Source organism: Janthinobacterium sp. GW823-FHT01H08 (genome assembly GCF_058797855.1).
Genome location: NZ_CM179504.1, coordinates 1,647,488 through 1,664,305, shown reverse-complemented (window position 1 = coordinate 1,664,305; position 16,818 = coordinate 1,647,488). Strand labels below are relative to the sequence as shown.

Sequence of the window (16,818 nt, the reverse complement as noted above, 5' to 3'; positions counted from 1 at the left end):
ATATGCCGCCATCACGCCTATTATATGCACGGCCATGGCGAATGAATCGGCGGCGATTATGTGACCTGCGTACGGAGAATATAAAAAGGGCTGCGCAATGCGTTTTTGCGCATTGCAGCAAAATCTGACTTTTCCCATCAAGAAGAAGGCATGGCGCGGCGTCCCGTACACAGCAGCATCACGCCCAGTGTCACGCAGAGCCAGCCGAACAGCGGCCCCAGCCATCCAGCCCAGGTGGCGACGGACGGGTGCGCCGGCAGCGGCGCCAGCAAGGTGCTGCCCGGCATGGCGCTGCTGGCCCGTTCCGCCAGCACGCGGCCATACGCGTCGCTGACCGTCAGCACCCCCTCGCGCGCCGCGCGCAGCACGGCATAACCGTTTTCCACGCCGCGCACCACCGTCATGCGCGCGCCCATCCAGCCGTCCAGCTGAAAATCCCAGGCCGGCACCAGCATCGCCTGCGCCCCGGCCGCGCCATACGCCTGCCCCAGGGGCGCGAAATGCATGTCCTTGCAGATGGCCAGGCCCATGGCCAGACCCGCCACCGGCTGCACGGCATACGCGCTGCCGGCAAGAAAATCGCGCTCGGGCGGCGCCAGGTGATGTTTTTGATAGCTGACGGGTGCGGCGCCATCGGGCGCGAACAGCCAGGCCAGGTTGCGCCGGCCGGCAGCATCCTGCACGCCGATACCCAGGGTAATCCACGCACCCGTGCCGCGCGCCAGCGCCTGGAAACGCTGCCGCACGGCATCCGCCTGCGCGGGCGCCAGCACGGCTATCTTTTCCGGCAACAGCACCAGCCTGGCGCCCTGCCCGGCCAGTTGCACCACGTGGCGCGCGTACTGGTCCCAGACGGCTTGCGCGCGTGCCGGCGGCGTGGCCGGGCCGATGAAGTCGTCGATGGCCACCAGTCCCGCCAGTGGCCCGCTTGCTGCCGGTGCGCCGTGCACGCGCCAGGCGCCACCGCCAAACGCAGCCGCCAGCAGCAACAACGTCGCCCCCGCCGCTGGTGCATACGCACGTCCGCCGGCCAGCAGCAAGGCCAGCGCGGACGGCGCCAGGCACAGCAGAAACAGCAGGCCAGGCACGCCGGCCAGGGCCGTTACCTGCAATATGGCAACATTGTCCGCTTGCGAATACGCAAGGCTGCCCCAGTTACCATCGGGCAGCAAGGCCGCCATCAGGGTATCGATAGCCACCCACAGCACGGGGTACGCCAGCACCGTCCACGACGCCCGGTAACGCAGCACGAGGCGCCGCGTGGCCAGCACTACCAGCAGCCACAGCAGTGCCTTGACGGTGATCACGGCCAGCACGGCCGGCAAGGGCATGAGCAGGCGAAAATAACTGAAGTTGGATGACAGACCCAGCACGGTGGCCAGGAAGGTCATCCAGGCCGCATCGCGGCGCGACGCGCGCAGGGCCAGCCACAGCACGGGCAACGGCGCGAACCAGGCCAGCGGGCCCAGCGGCTGCGGTCCCAGCACCCAGTACAGGGGCAGGCCCGCCGCCAGCGCGGCGGCGATTTGCGACAGGCGACGGCGCAGCGCGGTGGTGCCGGCGAACAGGATGGGCGCAGACAAGGTATCGGGCATGCTCATGCTTTCAGGGGAAGCCAGATTTCCACGCCGCCGACGCCGCTGGCGGGATCGAATTGCCGGTCGTAGCGTTCAAAGTCGGGCGCGTTGGCCACTTCCAGCCCGGACTGCGGCAGCCACTCGTTCCACACCGTATGCCAGGTGGCGCGGATGGTGGAAATATGCCCGCGGTGATGAAACACGGCATAGCGGCGCGGGGCGATGCGCAGCCGCGTCCAGCCGTCGGGAGCCTGGGAAAAGTCGGCCACCGCCATGGCGCACAGGTAGTCGAAATTGCCCGCGTCGTCATTGTTGCAGCACACGCCATACACGAGCTGACCGGGCGCCACATGGGGCAGGAAGCGCTGCCACAGGGCGGGAATGCCGGCAGACGATTCCGCGCAATACCGCTCAACGAGGCCCGCCACCAGCAAGGCGGGCCCTTGCTCGAAACGGGGCGGCGCCAAAGGCACGCCCGGCGCCACATCCATTTTGATGGCGTCCACCAGCGCCAGGTTGGCGACGTGGCGCTGGGCCCGCACCATTTCCGGCGTGACGTGGAACTGGTCGCGGAAGGCCCGCGTAAAGGCTTCATGGGAACCGTAGCCGGCCTCCAGCGCGACGGCGAGGATGTCTTGCGCGCCCTGGCCCAGCGCGCGCGCCGCCTCGCTGAGCCGGCGCGCCCGCACATAGCGCATCACGGAGTGGCCCGTGGCCAGGCCGAACGCGCGCGTCAGATGACATGGCGAAGCGCCGCCCACGTGGGCGATATCGCCGAGCGAGAGATCGTCCGCATAATGCGATTCGATATACCAGAGTGCCTTGGCCAGATAGTGCATGAACGCTTCCCGTTGAACGAGCAGCGACTGTAGCATTTTCAGCAAGCCGTGACTTGACCGGAATTGCGCAATACGGGCTTACTTTCTGGTGCGCTTTTCGTGGACCAGCTGGCCGCTGCTGATGCGCGCCAGCTCGGCCATTTCCTGGGCCAGGAAGGCCAGCAAGTCGTCGATGCTGACGACGCCGGAAAGCGCGCCCAGGCTGTTGACCACGGGCAGGCGGCGGATGCCGTTGACGCGCATGCGTTCGATGATGTCGTAGACGTCTTCGTCTTCGCTGGCGGTGAGCAGTTGCGCGCTCATGATGTCGCCCACCAGCAGGCTGGCGGGGTCGAGACCGAGGGCGATGACGGAAATGACGATGTCGCGGTCGGTGAGGATGCCGATGGGGACGCGTTCGCCGTTCGGCTGTTCGGCCACGATCAGGTCGCCCACGTGGTGCTGGCGCATCAGCAGCGCGGCGTCTTGCACGCTGGTGTCACGCTGGCAATGGATGGTATGCAGGGTACAGATGTCGCCGATGCGCATGTCGCCGCTCCGTTTGAGGCAGAGTGTCCACGCTACGCCAGCCCGCCGTGGCGGGTTTGAGGCAAATCAATTGAAACGGTCTTACTTTTCTTCTGGGGGCGGCAAGAAGCAGGCTTCGACGATCTGCAGGTCGTTATCCTTGGCAAATTCGCGCACGAAGTGAAACGCCATCGGCTCGATCTCGCGCAGCTTGGTGTTGACCACCACCGACTTGACGCCATTGACGACGGTCGGGCGCACGTAGGGCGAATACTGGAGGTGCGCATTGCGCCCGCCGCCGTCGGGATTGAAACAGGACATCACTCCGCAAAGGCGCTCGGCCCAATCGCTGGGTCGGAATTGCTTGCCATTGCTGGTGAGACCAAGGATGAAGAACTCGTCTGAGAGTTCCCCTGTTTTTTGAGATAACTCGGCCATGTGGCTTGTCGGGACTGGATTGCGTGAATGGCCCCGGCGGGTAAGCCGGGCTGGTAGTCAACTACGTTTGCTGCGGTAAGCCAGTATTATATCTTATAGAAGACTTGGGTTCTACCTCCATCTGCCCTGGCGATGCAAACAGGGGCCGGCACGCCTTGCGCGCCAGCCCCTATTTTAACCTTGTTCCACGCGCAAGGCGCATGGATGGCGCATGTGCGCCCGCGTCAGCCGAGGAAAACGGCGCCCGACATCAACAGCAGCAACAGCATCCACAGCAGCAAGGCGCGCCAGACGAGGCCCACCGTGCTCTGCAAGGCGCGCGCGCCCGGCTCTTCGCCCGGCAGGATATCGCTTTCGCTGTCGCTGTCGTCAACGGCCATGTCGGGCGTGACGAGCACGCGCGCGGCCGTTTCCGCTGGCGTGCCCAGGCGTACGCCCATGGCGCCGCCGCCGGCCGTCAGGATGATGCCGATGGACTCGTCCTGCCAGCGCTGGGCGAAATTGCGCCAGGCGTAGATGGCGTCCTCGAAATTGCCGACCACGGCAAACGCCACGGCCGTCAGGCGCACGGGGATCCAGTCGATCCAGTAAAAGGCGCGCGCGGCGAACTGGCCGAACGCTTCATTGCGCATGTGCTCGGGCTCGTTCCAGGCGCGCGCCAGGTATTCGGCCACGCGGTACATCACGGCGCAGGCAGGGCCCAGCGGCATCAGGAACCAGAAGAACACGCCAAACACATTGCGGTGCGTGGTGATCAGGGCTTTTTCCACGGCGATGCGGGCGATCTCGCTCGCTTCCATGCCCACCGTGTCGAGCTTGGTCCAGTCGGCCAGCAAGGTGCGCGCGGTCGCTTCGTCGCCGGCGCTCAGGGCCAGCTGGATCGAGGTGAAGTAATGGCTGTAATGACGGAAGCCCAGGGTCAGGTAGACGATGAGGACGTTCCAGGCAAAGGCCAGCAGGGTCAGCTGGTAGTGGAGCAATATCCAGTACACGCCCGCCGTCGGCACCATCAGCGCGCCGATCATGAGGAACCAGCCCATGCGGCCGTGGCTGGCGTGGCCGGCATTGAACCAGGTCTCCATGCGCATCGCCAGGCTCTTGATTTCGGCGTAGATCGGATTGTCCGCGCGCAAAGGTTTGAGCTGCTCGATCAGCAATGCGCAAAGTATGGAGAGAAATGTCATCAAACGTCCTTTTTGTCTTTTTCAGCAATACCGCAATGCCCGCTACGATAGCGCAGTGCCGTGCTGGAATCAAACTTATTACGTGCGCGGCGCCATTTTACGCGCGCAGCAGGTGAAACAGATTGCGCAGCATGCCGGCCGTGGCGCCCCAAATGTAGAAGCGCTCGTACGGCATGGCGTAGAACGAGCGCCGTCCGCCCGGCAATTCCACCGACAGGCGCTGATGGTTGAGGCCATCCATGAGGAAGGCCAGCGGCACTTCGAAGATTTCTGCCACTTCGGACGGGTCGGCGCGCAGTTCGAACGGCGGCGTCACCAGACCCACCACGGGCGTGACCTGGTAGCCCGTGCCCGTCAGGTAGTCGGGCAGGCAGCCCAGCACTTCGACGTGCTCGCGCGCCAGGCCCACTTCTTCTTCCGTTTCGCGCAAGGCCGTGGCCACGGGCGAGCCATCGAACGGCTCGCTGCGACCGCCGGGAAAACTGACCTGGCCCGCATGGCTGCTCAGGTGGTCCGTGCGCATGGTCAGCAAAATGGTCAAGCCCTGCGGCCGCTGCACCAGGGGAATGAGGACGGCGGCGCGCACGGGCACGGCGCGGGCGGAGAGGAAATCCTGGGTGATCTCGGGCTGCCAGTCAGGCTGTTCGGCCAGGCGCTGGCGCAGCCAGTCCGGCGTCAGGCGCACGGCGTCCAGCGCCGCCTCGCCGGCGATCGAATCGATGGCGAGTTGTTTTGGATCAAATGCGATGGTGGCCATGGCAGCTTATCCCATTAGCAATTCTAAATAAAAAAAGGGGCACCAATACGGTACCCCTTTTCCCAACGCAGACGCTGATATTACGCGCTTGCTTTCGCCACAACGCGGCGGTTTGGCAATTTTTCTTTGATACGCGCCGATTTACCCGAACGCTCACGCAGATAGTACAGCTTGGCGCGGCGAACATCACCACGGCGTTTCACTTCGATCGAAGCGATCAGCGGCGAGTACAGTTGGAACGTACGCTCAACGCCTTCGCCGGACGAGATCTTGCGAACGATGAAGTTCGAGTTCAGGCCACGGTTACGACGGGAGATAACGACGCCTTCGTAAGCCTGGGCGCGCTTGCGCGTGCCTTCGACTACGTTGACGCTGACGATAACGGTATCGCCTGGTGCGAATTCAGGAATGGTTTTACCCAGACGAGCAATTTCTTCCTGCTCTAATTGTTGAATCAAGTCCATTTTTAACACTCCGAAAACCATCATGCCGGCGCACTGTGGATAGCAAGTATCCGCCCGGTAGAGGATGGGTAACACAATATGGGCAACATGCCCGGCACTACTGGCCACCCTGCAGGCCGTCCGGAGACGGCTTACAGGCTGGCCAAGAATTTTTCGTCGGCCTTGCTGAGCAAGCCGGCGGCGCGCGCACTGACCAGCAGGTCAGGCCGCTTTGTCGCGGTCGCTTCCAGCATGCGCTGGCGGCGCCACTTGACGATCTCGGCATGATTGCCACCCATCAAGACGGGCGGCACGGCCATGCCTTCGTATGTTTCCGGCCGCGTGTAGTGCGGCGAATCGAGCAAGCCATTGACGAAGCTGTCCTCGATGGCCGATGCCTCCGTGTTCAAGACACCGGGCAACAGGCGGATCACCGCATCCATCAGCGCCATGGCGGGCAATTCACCGCCCGACAGGACGAAGTCGCCCATGCTGATCTCTTCGTCGACGCACCGGTCCAGCAAACGCTGGTCCACGGCTTCATAGCGGCCACACAGGATCACCAGGCCAGGCTCGGCTTTCAGCTGCGTGACGCGCGCGTGCGTCAGCGGACGGCCTTGCGGCGACATGAACACCACGCGGGGCGCCGCCAGTCCCAATTCGGCCTGGCGTTGCTTGGCGGCATTAATTGTCGCTTCGAGGGGACGGGCCATCATCACCATGCCGGGGCCGCCGCCATACGGGCGGTCATCCACGGTACGGTGATTGTCGGTCGTGAAATCACGGGGATTCCACAAGGACAAGCCACATTTCCCCTGCTCGAAGGCGCGCCGGGTCACACCCGACTGCGTCAGCGCGGCAAACATTTCCGGGAACAGGGTCACGACATCAAATTGCATCGCTCACCATCCTGCAACGTTTGCCTGGCGCAAAGTTATGCGCAGGCGGTTTAATAATCGAGGCCCCAGTCGACCGTGATCTTGCTGGCAGCCTTGTCAACGTTAATGACAAACTGGCCAACAAACGGGATCAGGCGCTCAGGCGCCTTTTCAACGGTCTCATCGGCACTGGCGACGGGCGTAACGCGCAAGATCGACTGCGGACCATTGCTCATCATGTCATGCACTGTGCCGAGGCACTCGCCTTGCAAATTCTCGACTGTCAGTCCGATCAGATCGGACCAATAAAATTCATCGGCCGACAGCGTCGGGAAATGGCTACGCGGAATTTGCACAGACACGCCTTTCAGCGCTTCTGCGGCATCCCGCCCGACCACACCCACCAGCTGGGCCACGACGTCGCCGCCGTGTAACTTCGCTTGCCTGACTTGAACATCATGCAAGGTCGGTTTATCAAACCACCAGGTTTTGACGCTTAATAATGCATCCGCATCGTCGGAGAAAGGAGTGATCCTGACTCCGCCAGCGATGCCATAAGCACCGGAGACATAGCCTACCTGTACCAGGTCATCGGGGACTTTCACCCCGGATGCAGTCTTGACCGTCAAACCAGTGATCTAATTAAGCTGCTGCTTTGTTGTTGCTGGCTACCAGGCGAGCAACGGTTGGCGACAATTGTGCGCCAACGCCTTGCCAGTAGGCCAGACGGTCTGCGGTGATACGCAGTGGAACTTCGCCACCTTGCGCCATCGGGTTGTAAAAACCGATACGCTCAATGAAGCGACCATCGCGGCGATTGCGCGAATCAGTAGCGACGATGTTGAAGAACGGGCGCTTCTTGGCGCCTCCACGAGCTAAACGAATAACGACCATAATATTTCCAAAAAGTGTGCTGAGGCGGAAAAAGCCGCAAATTATAGCGCGCTTTACCGCCAGGCAGCAAGCGTTATGATGACGGGCGTGTAATTTGGGCTAATCAAACATTATGACCAGTCAGGGCCGAAGACGCAATAGGCGTCTGCGTCTATCGTGCCGGCCATGGCTTGAACTCAGGCGAAATCATTGCATAAACGCCACAGGAAAGTGCTATCGTTGTGCGAGGCAATGACCGATACTGGCAATCTTTACTGATGAGCAATTCTGGAGTCCCATGACCACCGCTACCATTTTGCAACAGTCGCACAAGAACAAGGCATTCACCACCTTGCTGGCCTTTTTGCTGGGCACGCTGGGCGCACACCGCTTCTACCTGCACGGCGCCAAAGACCGCTGGGGCTGGCTACACCTGGCCGCCCTGCCCGCCAGCGCACTGCTGCATCAGCTGTTTCCCGAGGCGGACTGGTTTTATCAGATATTGCCGCTGACCCTGTCCGCCCTGGGCGGCTTCCTGGAAGCGCTGGTCCTGGGCTTGATGCCGGACGACAAGTGGGACGCCCGCTACAATGCCGCATCAAGCCGCGCGTCGGACACGGGCTGGCCCCTGGCCGTGGTGCTGGTCGCTACCTTGATGCTAGGCGCGGGCGTGCTGATCGCCACCATGGCGCGCCTGTTCGACTTGCTGTACACAGGCGGCGCCTACGGTTAATTTCCGCATGGAAATTACATCAATCCGTCGCCCCGCACGCACATGTAAGTGTTGGTAAGCAATCATGATTTTCCTCTATACTGCATTCACAATGCCGACATTACTGGCTCATTTAACACCCCCTAGGAGAAGATCATGATTCGTCGCCCACTCATCCTCGCAGTCGCCGTCACGGCCCTGTTCAGCACATCCGCCTTCGCGCAAAACCTGTCGCCGAAGGCGCAATACGCGTACGACACGAAGCAAGCCAACACCCGCTATGCGGACGACAAGAAATTGTGCGCAGAAGAAAGCAGCTCGAAAGCCCGCATGCAATGCCTGCGCGACGCCAAGGGCGAATACGACCAGGCCATCATCAATGCCAAGGCTGCGCAAAAGGCGGGCAACTCCTACGCCAGCCAGCCCTCCAAGCAGCCGCAGCATCAGATTTGCGCCGATTGCGGCAAGGTGCTGGCAGTCAACGTCACTGAAAAAGCCGGTGAAGGCGGCGCACTGGGCATGATCGGCGGCGGCGTGGCCGGCGCCCTGCTGGGCCGCCAGGTCGGCGGCGGACGCGGCAAGGACCTGGCCACCCTGGCCGGCGCCGCTGGCGGCGCCTACGCGGGCAAGCAAGTCGAAGGCCACATGAAGAACGCCAAGACCTGGACCGTCACCGTGCAATACGAAACGGGCGCCAAGGCCGATTTCGCGTTTGACCAGGACCCTGGCTTGGCGGCTGGCGACTTGGTACGCAATTCCGGCAACGGCATCGCCCGCCGTTAAGAATGCAGAGTAAATCTGGGGTCAGTCCCTGTGGGATCGGAATGCGCGCCATTGGCGCACATTCCCCCGGCGGGTCTGACCCCGGCATTTGTCTTTGTGGTTAAAAAAAGCGCTGGAGAGTGATCTCCAGCGCTTTTTTTGCCTTCTGCGGGCCTTCAGCACACTGCTGGGGTCAGACCCTCAACAATGCCAACGTCAAACTCGGCGTTAGCGGATGAGGGGGTCTGACCCCGCTTAAAACTGCTCTTCCGACAAGGCCATCACGCCGGCGCTGCCGTCGATGATGGTGGCGCGCAAGCCCGGTGCCTGCGACAGGATGTGATCGGCAAAGAAGCGGGCCGTGGCGATTTTTGCCTTGTAGAACGAAGCGTCGCCGCTGCCCTCGCCCAGCTTTTGCTGCGCCACGATGGCCGCGCGGGCCATTTGCCAGCCGCCCAGCACGATGCCGGCCAGTTTCAGATACGGCACGCTGCCCGCGAACACGGCCTTGATGTCCGTCTTCATGTTCGCCACCACATATTCCACGACCGCTTCCAGCGCGGCGCTGCCTTCGGCCAGGTGGCGCTGCATGGCCTGGAAGTCGGCGCCGGAGAGCTCGCCCAGCTGGGCTTCCGTGGCGCGCACTTGGGCGATGATGGCTTTTGCCACGGCGCCGCCGTCGCGCACCGTCTTGCGGCCCACGAGGTCGTTGGCCTGGATGGCCGTCGTGCCTTCGTAGATCGTCAGGATCTTGGCGTCACGGTAATGCTGGGCGGCTCCCGTCTCTTCGATGAAACCCATGCCGCCGTGCACTTGCACGCCGTCGCGCGTGACGTCCTGCGACATTTCCGTGGCCCAGCCCTTGATCACGGGCACCAGGTATTCATACGTCGCCAGGCTTTCCGCGCGCACGTCGGCGTCCGGATGGTGGTGCGCCACGTCGCTGATGGCCGCGCCCACGTAGGCCAGCGCGCGCGCCGCCTCCGTCTGCGAGCGCATGGACATCAGCATGCGGCGCACGTCCGGGTGGTGGATGATGGAGACCGGGCCGGCGGAACCGGCCAGGTCGCGCGACTGCACGCGGTCCTTGGCGAACGCCACGGCCTGCTGATAGGCGCGCTCGGCCAGGCCGATGCCTTGCAAGCCCACGCCGAAGCGGGCCGCGTTCATCATGATGAACATGTATTCGAGGCCGCGGTTTTCCTCGCCCACCAGGGTGCCGATGGCGCCGCCATGGTCGCCGAACTGCAGCACGGCCGTGGGGCTGGCCTTGATGCCGAGTTTGTGCTCGATGGACACGCAGTGCGCGTCGTTGCGCGCACCGAGGCTGCCGTCCGCATTGACGAGGAATTTTGGCACGATGAACAGCGAAATGCCTTTTACGCCGGCCGGTGCGTCCGGCGTGCGGGCCAGCACCAGGTGGACGATGTTTTCCGCCATGTCGTGTTCGCCGTACGTGATGAAAATCTTCGTGCCAAAGACTTTATAGGTGCCATCGTCCTGCGGCACGGCGCGCGTGCGCACGGCGGCCAGGTCGGACCCCGCTTGCGGCTCAGTCAGGTTCATGGTGCCCGTCCACTTGCCGGAGACCAGGTTTTCCAGATACGTGGCCTTTTGCGCGTCACTGCCGGCCGTCAGCAGCGCTTCGATGGCGCCGTCCGACAGCAGGGCCACCAGGGCAAACGAGATGCTGGCCGAATTGAGCATTTCGATGCAGGGCGTGGCCAAGAGCTTGGGCAAGCCCTGGCCGCCAAACTCGGTCGGATGCTGCACGCCCTGCCAGCCCGCTTCGCCATACGCCTTGAACGCTTCCTTGAAGCCTTTCGAGGTCGTCACTTGGCCGTCGTGCCAGAAGCTCGGTTCCTTATCGCTGGGGCCGTTCAGCGGGGCCACCACGCCGCCGCAGAACTTGGCGTTCTCTTCCAGCACGGCTTCGGCCGTGTCGGGTGTCGCGTCTTCGCAGCCAGGCAAAGTATGGATTTCGGCCAGGCCGGCCAGTTCGTTCATGACGAACAACATGTCTTTCAGCGGGGCTTGATAGCTCATCTATTTCTCCAAGAAAAAAGCCACGCGCGGCTCGCCGTGTGGGGCGGGCCGGCGTGGCTTCGTGATATACAAAACCTGATGGGTTTAAATTAACCCAGTTCTTTGACCAGTTGCGGCACGATCTCGAACAGATCGCCCACGATGCCGTAGTCGGCCACGGCAAAGATCGGCGCTTCCGGATCCTTGTTGATGGCGACGATGGTCTTCGAGTCTTTCATGCCGGCCAGATGCTGGATCGCGCCCGAGATGCCGACGGCGATGTACAGCGATGGGGCGACGATCTTGCCCGTCTGGCCCACTTGCCAGTCGTTTGGCACGAAGCCGGCGTCGACGGCGGCGCGCGAAGCACCCATGGCGGCGCCCAGCTTGTCGGCCAGCGGTTCCAGGATGTGGAAGTTCTCGGCCGAACCCATGCCACGGCCGCCCGACACGATGATTTTCGCGGCGGTCAGTTCAGGACGGTCGGACTTGGCCAGTTCGCGGCCCACGAAGGCGGACTTGCCATTGTCGCCAACGGCGGCGACGGTTTCGGTGGCAGCCGAACCGCCGGTGGCGGCAGCAGCGTCGAAGCCGGTGGTGCGCACGGTGATGACCTTGACCTTGTCGCCAGATTGCACGGTGGCAATGGCGTTACCGGCGTAGATCGGGCGCTCGAAGGTGTCAGGCGAGTCGACCTTGGTGATTTCCGAGATTTGCGCCACGTCAAGCTTGGCGGCCACGCGCGGCAGGATGTTCTTGCCGTAGGCGGTGGCTGGCGCCAGGATGTGGCTGTAGTTGCCGGCGATGGCCAGCACTTGCTCGGCCACGTTTTCGGCCAGGCCGTCGGCAAAGTATGGCGCGTCGGCCACGATGACTTTCGTCACGCCGGCGATTTGCGCGGCGGCAGCGGCGGCAGCCGAGGCGTTCGAACCTGCGACCAGTACGTGCACGTCGCCGCCGCACTGGGCAGCCGCGGTCACGGTGTGGTGGGTGCTGCCCTTTAAGGTAGCGTTGTCGTGTTCAGCAATAACTAATGCGACCATGATATGTCCTGTAATTGTTCTGGAGTGACGGCAAAGCCGCTTAGATGACTTTGGCTTCGGTACGCAGCTTGGCGACCAGGGTGGCGACGTCCGGCACCTTGATGCCGGCCGAGCGCTTGGCTGGCTCGACGACTTTCAGGGTCTTCAGGCGTGGCGCAACGTCGACGCCCAGGTCTTCCGGCTTGACGGTCTCGAGCGGCTTTTTCTTTGCCTTCATGATGTTCGGCAAGGTCACATAGCGTGGCTCGTTCAAACGCAGGTCGGTGGTGATGATCGCTGGCAAGGTCAATGCCAGGGTTTCCAGGCCGCCGTCGACTTCGCGCGTGACGGTGACTTTGCCGTCTTCCAGCACGACTTTCGAAGCGAACGTGGCTTGCGGCCAACCCAGCAGGGCAGCGAGCATCTGGCCCGTCTGGTTGCTGTCGTCATCGATCGCCTGCTTGCCCAGGATGATCAGTTGCGGCTGTTCTTTCTCGGCCAGGGACTTGACCAACTTGGCGACGGCCAGCGGTTCCAGGTCGGTCGTCGTTTCCACCAGGATGCCGCGGTCGGCGCCGATGGCCATGGCCGTGCGCAGGGTTTCCTGGCACTGCGTCACGCCGCAGGAGATGGCGACCACTTCAGTGACCTTGCCGGCTTCTTTCAGGCGCATCGCTTCTTCCAGCGCGATCTCATCGAAAGGGTTCATCGACATTTTGACGTTGGCGGTATCGACGCCAGTGCCGTCACTCTTGACGCGGACTTTGACGTTATAGTCGACCACGCGTTTGACGGGTACCAAGACTTTCATAGCTATGCCTTTGGGAAATTATAAAAATGACGGATCAAGTGCTGATTGTGCGTTCGATTATAAGAGAAATTTGAATCCTGAACCGAATTTAAGCACGATCGTGCGATTTTTTGTTAGAGCAATCCATCTAAACTGTCCAGCTTCGGGAATTTCAAGGGGGTCCGCCGCTACGCTGCAGGGCAGCAAAAGGGCTGGTTCGGGAAGGAAAACCAGGCCGCGCCACGGCGGCCCCGGCTGGCAGAATTATTTGCGTTGCATCAGGAAGACGAATTCGGTACCCGTCTGCACGTGCGACAGCAGGGCATTGCCCGTTTGCTTGGCGAAAGCCTGGAAGTCGCGCACGGAACCGGGATCGGTTGCCATGATGCGCAGCACTTCCCCGCTCTGCAGCTCTGACAAAGCCTTTTTCGCCTTCAGAATCGGCAACGGGCAATTCAAGCCCCGCGCGTCGAGTTCTTTGTGAAATTCCATAATCTCGGTATCAAGTAGTGTGTCGCTCATCATCAATATCCCACCATTGTTTTGTTGTACTGATTTTCGACATACTACTCTAAATCAGGGGCATTGACGCGCTGCACCAAAATAGTTCATCGGCTGTTGTGGTGTCACAACGAGATTCCACACGGCAAAACGGCCCGCAAACACCGTCTGCGGGCCGTTTTCAAGGGGCTGTGGGGCGAAAACCCCGCATGCCTTCTAGCTTACGCCTTATTTTGCGCGTTCGCCGACCCAGGCCGGTACGCCGGCCAGGGCGTCCGCCAGGCCGCTCGGATCGGTGCCGCCAGCCTGCGCCATATCGGGGCGTCCGCCGCCTTTTCCGCCCACTTGCTGTGCAACGAAGTTCACCAGCTCGCCCGCCTTGACCTTGGAAGTCGCGTCCGCCGTCACGCCGGCGATCAGGCTGACCTTGCCGTCGGCCACGCTGGCCAGCACGATGGCGGCCGTTTTCAGCTTATCCTTCAGCTTGTCCATGGTTTCGCGCAGACGGGCCACGTCGGCGCCGTCCAGCACGGCAGCCAGCACCTTGATGCCGTTGACATCGACGGCTTGCGTGACCAGCTCATCGCCCTGGCCCGACGCCAGTTTCGATTTCAGCGCGGCCAGTTCCTTTTCCAGCGCCTTCACGTGGTCCTGCACCTGGACGATGCGGGCCGTCAGTTCTTCCGGCTGCGCCTTCAGGGCGCTGGCTGCTTCGACGAGGCGGCGGTTGATGGTTTGCACCAGCGCCAGCGCGCCCTCGCCCGTCACCGCTTCCACGCGGCGGATGCCAGCGGCTACGCCGCTTTCGCCAATGATCTTGAACAAGCCAATGTCGCCCGTGCGCTGCACGTGGACGCCGCCGCACAGCTCTTTCGAGCTGCCGATGTCGAGCACGCGCACTTCGTCGCCGTACTTCTCGCCAAACAGTGCCATCGCGCCATGCTTGACGGCATCGTCAAACGACATCAAATGGGCTTGCGTGGCGCGGTTTTCCAGGATTTCCTTGTTGACGATCGTTTCCACGGCGGCGATCTGCTCGGCCGTCATCGGCGCATTGTGGCTGAAGTCGAAGCGGGTCTTGTCCGGGTCGACCAGCGAACCCTTTTGCGCCACGTGGCCGCCCAGCACTTCGCGCAAGGCCTTGTGCATCAGGTGCGTGGCCGAGTGGTTGCGGATCGTGCGCGCGCGCTTGGCCGTGTCGACTTCGGCCGAGACGGCGTCGCCCACTTTCAATACGCCCGATTCCAGCACGCCGTGGTGGCCGAACACGTCGGCCTGGATTTTCAGGGTGTCGCTGACGGCAAAGCTGCCGGCGCCCGAGGCGATCACGCCCTGGTCGCCCACCTGGCCGCCCGATTCCGCGTAGAACGGCGTGGTGTCGAGCACGACGATACCGTCCTGGCCCGCCTTCAGTTCAGCTACCTGCGTGCCGGCTGCGTACAGCGCGACGACCTTGCTGCTGAACGTCAACTGGTCGTAGCCGACGAATTTGTTTTTCTCACCCGTGTACTCGACCTTGCTGTCCTTGTGCGTCTTGCCGCCCTTGCGCGACAGTTCCTGGCTTTCCTTCAGGGCCGCATCGTAGCCAGCCTGGTCGAAACTGATATTGCGTTCGCGGCAGATGTCGGCCGTCAGGTCCGGCGGGAAGCCGTAGGTTTCGTACAAAGTAAAAGCGGTGGCGCCGTCGATGCCCGTGGCATCCTTGGCCAGCTGCGCTTCCAGCACTTTCATGCCCGTTTCCAGGGTTTCGCCGAAACGCTCTTCCTCGGCCTTGAGCATGTTGGCGACGTTGTCTTTCGCTTCTTCCAGCTCGGGATAGGCGCCGCCCATCTCGATGGCCAGATCGGCCACCAGCTTGTAGAAGAACGGTTTCGTCTGGCCCAGCTTGTGGCCATGGCGCAAGGCGCGGCGGATGATGCGGCGCAGAACATACGCGCGGCCTTCGCTGCCCGGAATGATGCCGTCGACGATCATGAAGGCGGCGGCGCGGATGTGGTCGGCGATCACGCGCAGCGACTTGTTTTCCAGGTCGGTGGCACCCGTTTCACGCGCGGCAGCCTTGATCAAATGCTGGAACAGGTCGATTTCATAGTTCGAATGCACGTGCTGCAGCACGGCGGCCAGGCGCTCCATGCCCATGCCCGTGTCGACGCACGGCTTCGGCAGCTTGTGCATGACGCCCGCTTCGTCGCGGTTGAACTGCATGAACACGAGATTCCAGATTTCAATGAAGCGGTCGCCATCTTCGTCAGGCGAGCCCGGCGGGCCGCCAGGAATGTCGGCGCCGTGGTCGTAGAAGATTTCCGTGCACGGACCGCATGGGCCCGTGTCAGCCATCTGCCAGAAATTGTCCGATGCGTAGCGCGAACCCTTGTTGTCGCCGATGCGGATGATGCGCTCGACGGGCACGCCGATTTCCTTGGCCCAGATATCGTACGCTTCGTCATCTTCGATGTAGACGGTGACGGTCAGCTTGTCAGCCGGCAAGCCGTACACTTTGGTCAGCAGTTCCCATGCGTACTGGATCGCGTCGCGCTTGAAATAGTCGCCGAAGCTGAAATTGCCCAGCATTTCAAAGAACGTATGGTGGCGCGCCGTATAGCCGACGTTTTCCAGATCGTTGTGCTTGCCGCCGGCGCGCACGCAGCGCTGCACCGAGGTGGCGCGCGTGTACGGACGGCTGTCCGTGCCCGTAAATACATCCTTGAACTGCACCATGCCGCTGTTCGTCAACAGCAAGGTCGGATCGTTGCCTGGCACCAGGGAGCTGGAACGGACGATGGAATGGCCCTTGGACTCGAAAAATTTGAGGAACTTGTCGCGGATTTCAGTTGATTTCATGTTTTTTTGGCAAAGAGTGGCGGCAGCTTTAAAGGGAAGATTATACGTGATATGGGGTGCGGCATTGACGGCCGGCACGGGCATTGTTGCGCACGTGCCAACATCGACAGCCTGCCCGCTCAGGCCGGGTCGTGGCCGCTGGCGCAGGCGTGCGAGGCGGCACCGGCGGCGACCGCACTGGCGCCGGCGGCCGCATTGCAGTCGGCGCAGCGGCCGTACAGGGTCAGTTCGTGGCGCTCGACGACAAAGCCTTGCGGCGCCATGCGCTTCAAGTCGCCCGGGCAGTCATGCACATCGAACACGCGCTGACACGTGGTGCACTGGAAATGGTGATGGTGGTGATTGGCGGCCGTGTTCGACTCGTAGCGCGGGTTTTCGCCCGGCAAGGTCACCACGTGCACCTTTTCCTCCAGCACCAAGGACTTCAAGTTGCGGTAAACGGTGGCGATGCCCAGCTGCGTCACCTGCAAGCTGGCCTGTTCGAGGATTTCCTGCGCCGACAGGGGGCGCTGGGCCGACTCGATGGCGGCTTGAATAGCGGTTTTTTGACGTGTTGTGCGTTCCATAGCCGACAGAATACACCATCCGCCTGTATCTACTGCCCGGAAAAACTGCCACGCATTAATGATAATGGGTTATCATTATTATCTTAGGGCAGGCTATTTCCTG

At 62.2% G+C, this 16,818-nt stretch carries 18 protein-coding genes; 2 read left to right on the top strand and 16 right to left on the bottom strand.

Translation table 11 applies throughout. From position 1 onward, the window contains the following. Positions 1-137: 137 nt before the first annotated feature. From AC3RCG_RS07355 to rpsP, 10 genes are all read right to left on the bottom strand, one after another. Positions 138-1,601 carry a nitrilase-related carbon-nitrogen hydrolase gene (locus tag AC3RCG_RS07355; RefSeq protein ID WP_492405170.1) on the bottom strand — a complete coding sequence of 488 codons (1,464 nt, stop codon included), beginning with the start codon at positions 1,599-1,601 and terminating at the stop codon, positions 138-140. After that, positions 1,598-2,416 carry a GyrI-like domain-containing protein gene (locus tag AC3RCG_RS07350; protein WP_492405172.1) on the bottom strand — a complete coding sequence of 273 codons (819 nt, stop codon included), beginning with the start codon at positions 2,414-2,416 and terminating at the stop codon, positions 1,598-1,600. The genes AC3RCG_RS07355 and AC3RCG_RS07350 overlap by 4 nt, the downstream gene beginning before the upstream one ends. A 78-nt stretch (positions 2,417-2,494) precedes the next feature. After that, positions 2,495-2,944 (bottom strand): CBS domain-containing protein, encoded by a 450-nt coding sequence (locus AC3RCG_RS07345; RefSeq protein ID WP_070221849.1) that lies wholly within the window; start codon positions 2,942-2,944, stop codon positions 2,495-2,497. A gap of 81 nt (positions 2,945-3,025) precedes the next feature. Then, entirely contained in the window at positions 3,026-3,361 is a 336-nt protein-coding gene (locus AC3RCG_RS07340) for a DUF3579 domain-containing protein (protein ID WP_070221850.1), read from the bottom strand. A 224-nt stretch (positions 3,362-3,585) separates the two neighbouring features. After that, entirely contained in the window at positions 3,586-4,545 is a 960-nt protein-coding gene (locus AC3RCG_RS07335; protein ID WP_070221851.1) for a CobD/CbiB family protein, read from the bottom strand. Positions 4,546-4,642: 97 nt separating this feature from the next. Continuing rightward, positions 4,643-5,302, bottom strand: a complete 660-nt coding sequence (locus AC3RCG_RS07330; protein WP_492405175.1) for a CoA pyrophosphatase — start codon at positions 5,300-5,302, stop codon at positions 4,643-4,645. Between the two features lie 80 nt (positions 5,303-5,382). Then, complete coding sequence (rplS, locus tag AC3RCG_RS07325) at positions 5,383-5,766, bottom strand: 50S ribosomal protein L19 (RefSeq protein WP_010395528.1); 384 nt, start codon at positions 5,764-5,766, stop codon at positions 5,383-5,385. Between the two features lie 131 nt (positions 5,767-5,897). Next, positions 5,898-6,644, bottom strand: coding sequence for a tRNA (guanosine(37)-N1)-methyltransferase TrmD (gene trmD, locus AC3RCG_RS07320; protein WP_492405177.1), 747 nt, complete (start codon positions 6,642-6,644; stop codon positions 5,898-5,900). Positions 6,645-6,694: 50 nt separating this feature from the next. Further along, positions 6,695-7,252 (bottom strand): ribosome maturation factor RimM, encoded by a 558-nt coding sequence (gene rimM / locus AC3RCG_RS07315; RefSeq protein ID WP_070221854.1) that lies wholly within the window; start codon positions 7,250-7,252, stop codon positions 6,695-6,697. Positions 7,253-7,265: 13 nt separating this feature from the next. Then, a complete protein-coding gene (rpsP, locus tag AC3RCG_RS07310; RefSeq protein WP_010395524.1) occupies positions 7,266-7,517 on the bottom strand; it encodes a 30S ribosomal protein S16 in 252 nt (83 codons plus the stop codon). Between the two features lie 277 nt (positions 7,518-7,794). On the opposite strand from rpsP, the gene AC3RCG_RS07305 reads away from it, so the two are divergent. Both AC3RCG_RS07305 and AC3RCG_RS07300 read left to right on the top strand, forming a co-directional pair. After that, a complete protein-coding gene (locus AC3RCG_RS07305; protein WP_070221855.1) occupies positions 7,795-8,229 on the top strand; it encodes an NINE protein in 435 nt (144 codons plus the stop codon). A gap of 135 nt (positions 8,230-8,364) precedes the next feature. Beyond that, on the top strand, positions 8,365-8,991 hold the full coding sequence (locus tag AC3RCG_RS07300) for a glycine zipper 2TM domain-containing protein (protein WP_070221856.1): 627 nt from the start codon (positions 8,365-8,367) through the stop codon (positions 8,989-8,991). A 234-nt stretch (positions 8,992-9,225) separates the two neighbouring features. Here the strand turns inward: AC3RCG_RS07300 and AC3RCG_RS07295 are convergent, their stop codons facing one another. The 6 genes from AC3RCG_RS07295 to AC3RCG_RS07270 all read right to left on the bottom strand — a co-directional run bounded on the left by AC3RCG_RS07295 (position 9,226) and on the right by AC3RCG_RS07270 (position 16,715). Then, positions 9,226-11,016 (bottom strand): acyl-CoA dehydrogenase, encoded by a 1,791-nt coding sequence (locus tag AC3RCG_RS07295; RefSeq protein WP_492405180.1) that lies wholly within the window; start codon positions 11,014-11,016, stop codon positions 9,226-9,228. Between the two features lie 89 nt (positions 11,017-11,105). Then, positions 11,106-12,038 carry an electron transfer flavoprotein subunit alpha/FixB family protein gene (locus tag AC3RCG_RS07290; RefSeq protein ID WP_070221858.1) on the bottom strand — a complete coding sequence of 311 codons (933 nt, stop codon included), beginning with the start codon at positions 12,036-12,038 and terminating at the stop codon, positions 11,106-11,108. Positions 12,039-12,078: 40 nt separating this feature from the next. Continuing rightward, the gene (locus AC3RCG_RS07285; protein ID WP_070221859.1) at positions 12,079-12,828 is read right to left on the bottom strand and encodes an electron transfer flavoprotein subunit beta/FixA family protein; all 750 of its coding nucleotides are present in this window, start codon (positions 12,826-12,828) and stop codon (positions 12,079-12,081) included. A gap of 243 nt (positions 12,829-13,071) precedes the next feature. After that, positions 13,072-13,299 (bottom strand): sulfurtransferase TusA family protein, encoded by a 228-nt coding sequence (locus tag AC3RCG_RS07280; protein ID WP_010395510.1) that lies wholly within the window; start codon positions 13,297-13,299, stop codon positions 13,072-13,074. A 237-nt stretch (positions 13,300-13,536) separates the two neighbouring features. After that, positions 13,537-16,149, bottom strand: coding sequence for an alanine--tRNA ligase (alaS, locus tag AC3RCG_RS07275; protein WP_492405183.1), 2,613 nt, complete (start codon positions 16,147-16,149; stop codon positions 13,537-13,539). Positions 16,150-16,268: 119 nt separating this feature from the next. After that, a complete protein-coding gene (locus tag AC3RCG_RS07270) occupies positions 16,269-16,715 on the bottom strand; it encodes a Fur family transcriptional regulator (RefSeq protein WP_492405185.1) in 447 nt (148 codons plus the stop codon). Positions 16,716-16,818: the final 103 nt, after the last annotated feature.

What these genes read in the sequence shown, in the direction of transcription:
- AC3RCG_RS07355 (WP_492405170.1), bottom strand. Translation starts at nt 1,601, where the DNA reads ATGAGCATGCCCGATACCTTGTCTGCGCCCATCCTGTTCGCCGGCACC.
- AC3RCG_RS07350 (WP_492405172.1), bottom strand. Translation starts at nt 2,416, where the DNA reads ATGCACTATCTGGCCAAGGCACTCTGGTATATCGAATCGCATTATGCG.
- AC3RCG_RS07345 (WP_070221849.1), bottom strand. Translation starts at nt 2,944, where the DNA reads ATGCGCATCGGCGACATCTGTACCCTGCATACCATCCATTGCCAGCGT.
- AC3RCG_RS07340 (WP_070221850.1), bottom strand. Translation starts at nt 3,361, where the DNA reads ATGGCCGAGTTATCTCAAAAAACAGGGGAACTCTCAGACGAGTTCTTC.
- AC3RCG_RS07335 (WP_070221851.1), bottom strand. Translation starts at nt 4,545, where the DNA reads ATGACATTTCTCTCCATACTTTGCGCATTGCTGATCGAGCAGCTCAAA.
- AC3RCG_RS07330 (WP_492405175.1), bottom strand. Translation starts at nt 5,302, where the DNA reads ATGGCCACCATCGCATTTGATCCAAAACAACTCGCCATCGATTCGATC.
- rplS (WP_010395528.1), bottom strand. Translation starts at nt 5,766, where the DNA reads ATGGACTTGATTCAACAATTAGAGCAGGAAGAAATTGCTCGTCTGGGT.
- trmD (WP_492405177.1), bottom strand. Translation starts at nt 6,644, where the DNA reads ATGCAATTTGATGTCGTGACCCTGTTCCCGGAAATGTTTGCCGCGCTG.
- rpsP (WP_010395524.1), bottom strand. Translation starts at nt 7,517, where the DNA reads ATGGTCGTTATTCGTTTAGCTCGTGGAGGCGCCAAGAAGCGCCCGTTC.
- AC3RCG_RS07305 (WP_070221855.1), top strand. Translation starts at nt 7,795, where the DNA reads ATGACCACCGCTACCATTTTGCAACAGTCGCACAAGAACAAGGCATTC.
- AC3RCG_RS07300 (WP_070221856.1), top strand. Translation starts at nt 8,365, where the DNA reads ATGATTCGTCGCCCACTCATCCTCGCAGTCGCCGTCACGGCCCTGTTC.
- AC3RCG_RS07295 (WP_492405180.1), bottom strand. Translation starts at nt 11,016, where the DNA reads ATGAGCTATCAAGCCCCGCTGAAAGACATGTTGTTCGTCATGAACGAA.
- AC3RCG_RS07290 (WP_070221858.1), bottom strand. Translation starts at nt 12,038, where the DNA reads ATGGTCGCATTAGTTATTGCTGAACACGACAACGCTACCTTAAAGGGC.
- AC3RCG_RS07285 (WP_070221859.1), bottom strand. Translation starts at nt 12,828, where the DNA reads ATGAAAGTCTTGGTACCCGTCAAACGCGTGGTCGACTATAACGTCAAA.
- AC3RCG_RS07280 (WP_010395510.1), bottom strand. Translation starts at nt 13,299, where the DNA reads ATGGAATTTCACAAAGAACTCGACGCGCGGGGCTTGAATTGCCCGTTG.
- alaS (WP_492405183.1), bottom strand. Translation starts at nt 16,149, where the DNA reads ATGAAATCAACTGAAATCCGCGACAAGTTCCTCAAATTTTTCGAGTCC.
- AC3RCG_RS07270 (WP_492405185.1), bottom strand. Translation starts at nt 16,715, where the DNA reads ATGGAACGCACAACACGTCAAAAAACCGCTATTCAAGCCGCCATCGAG.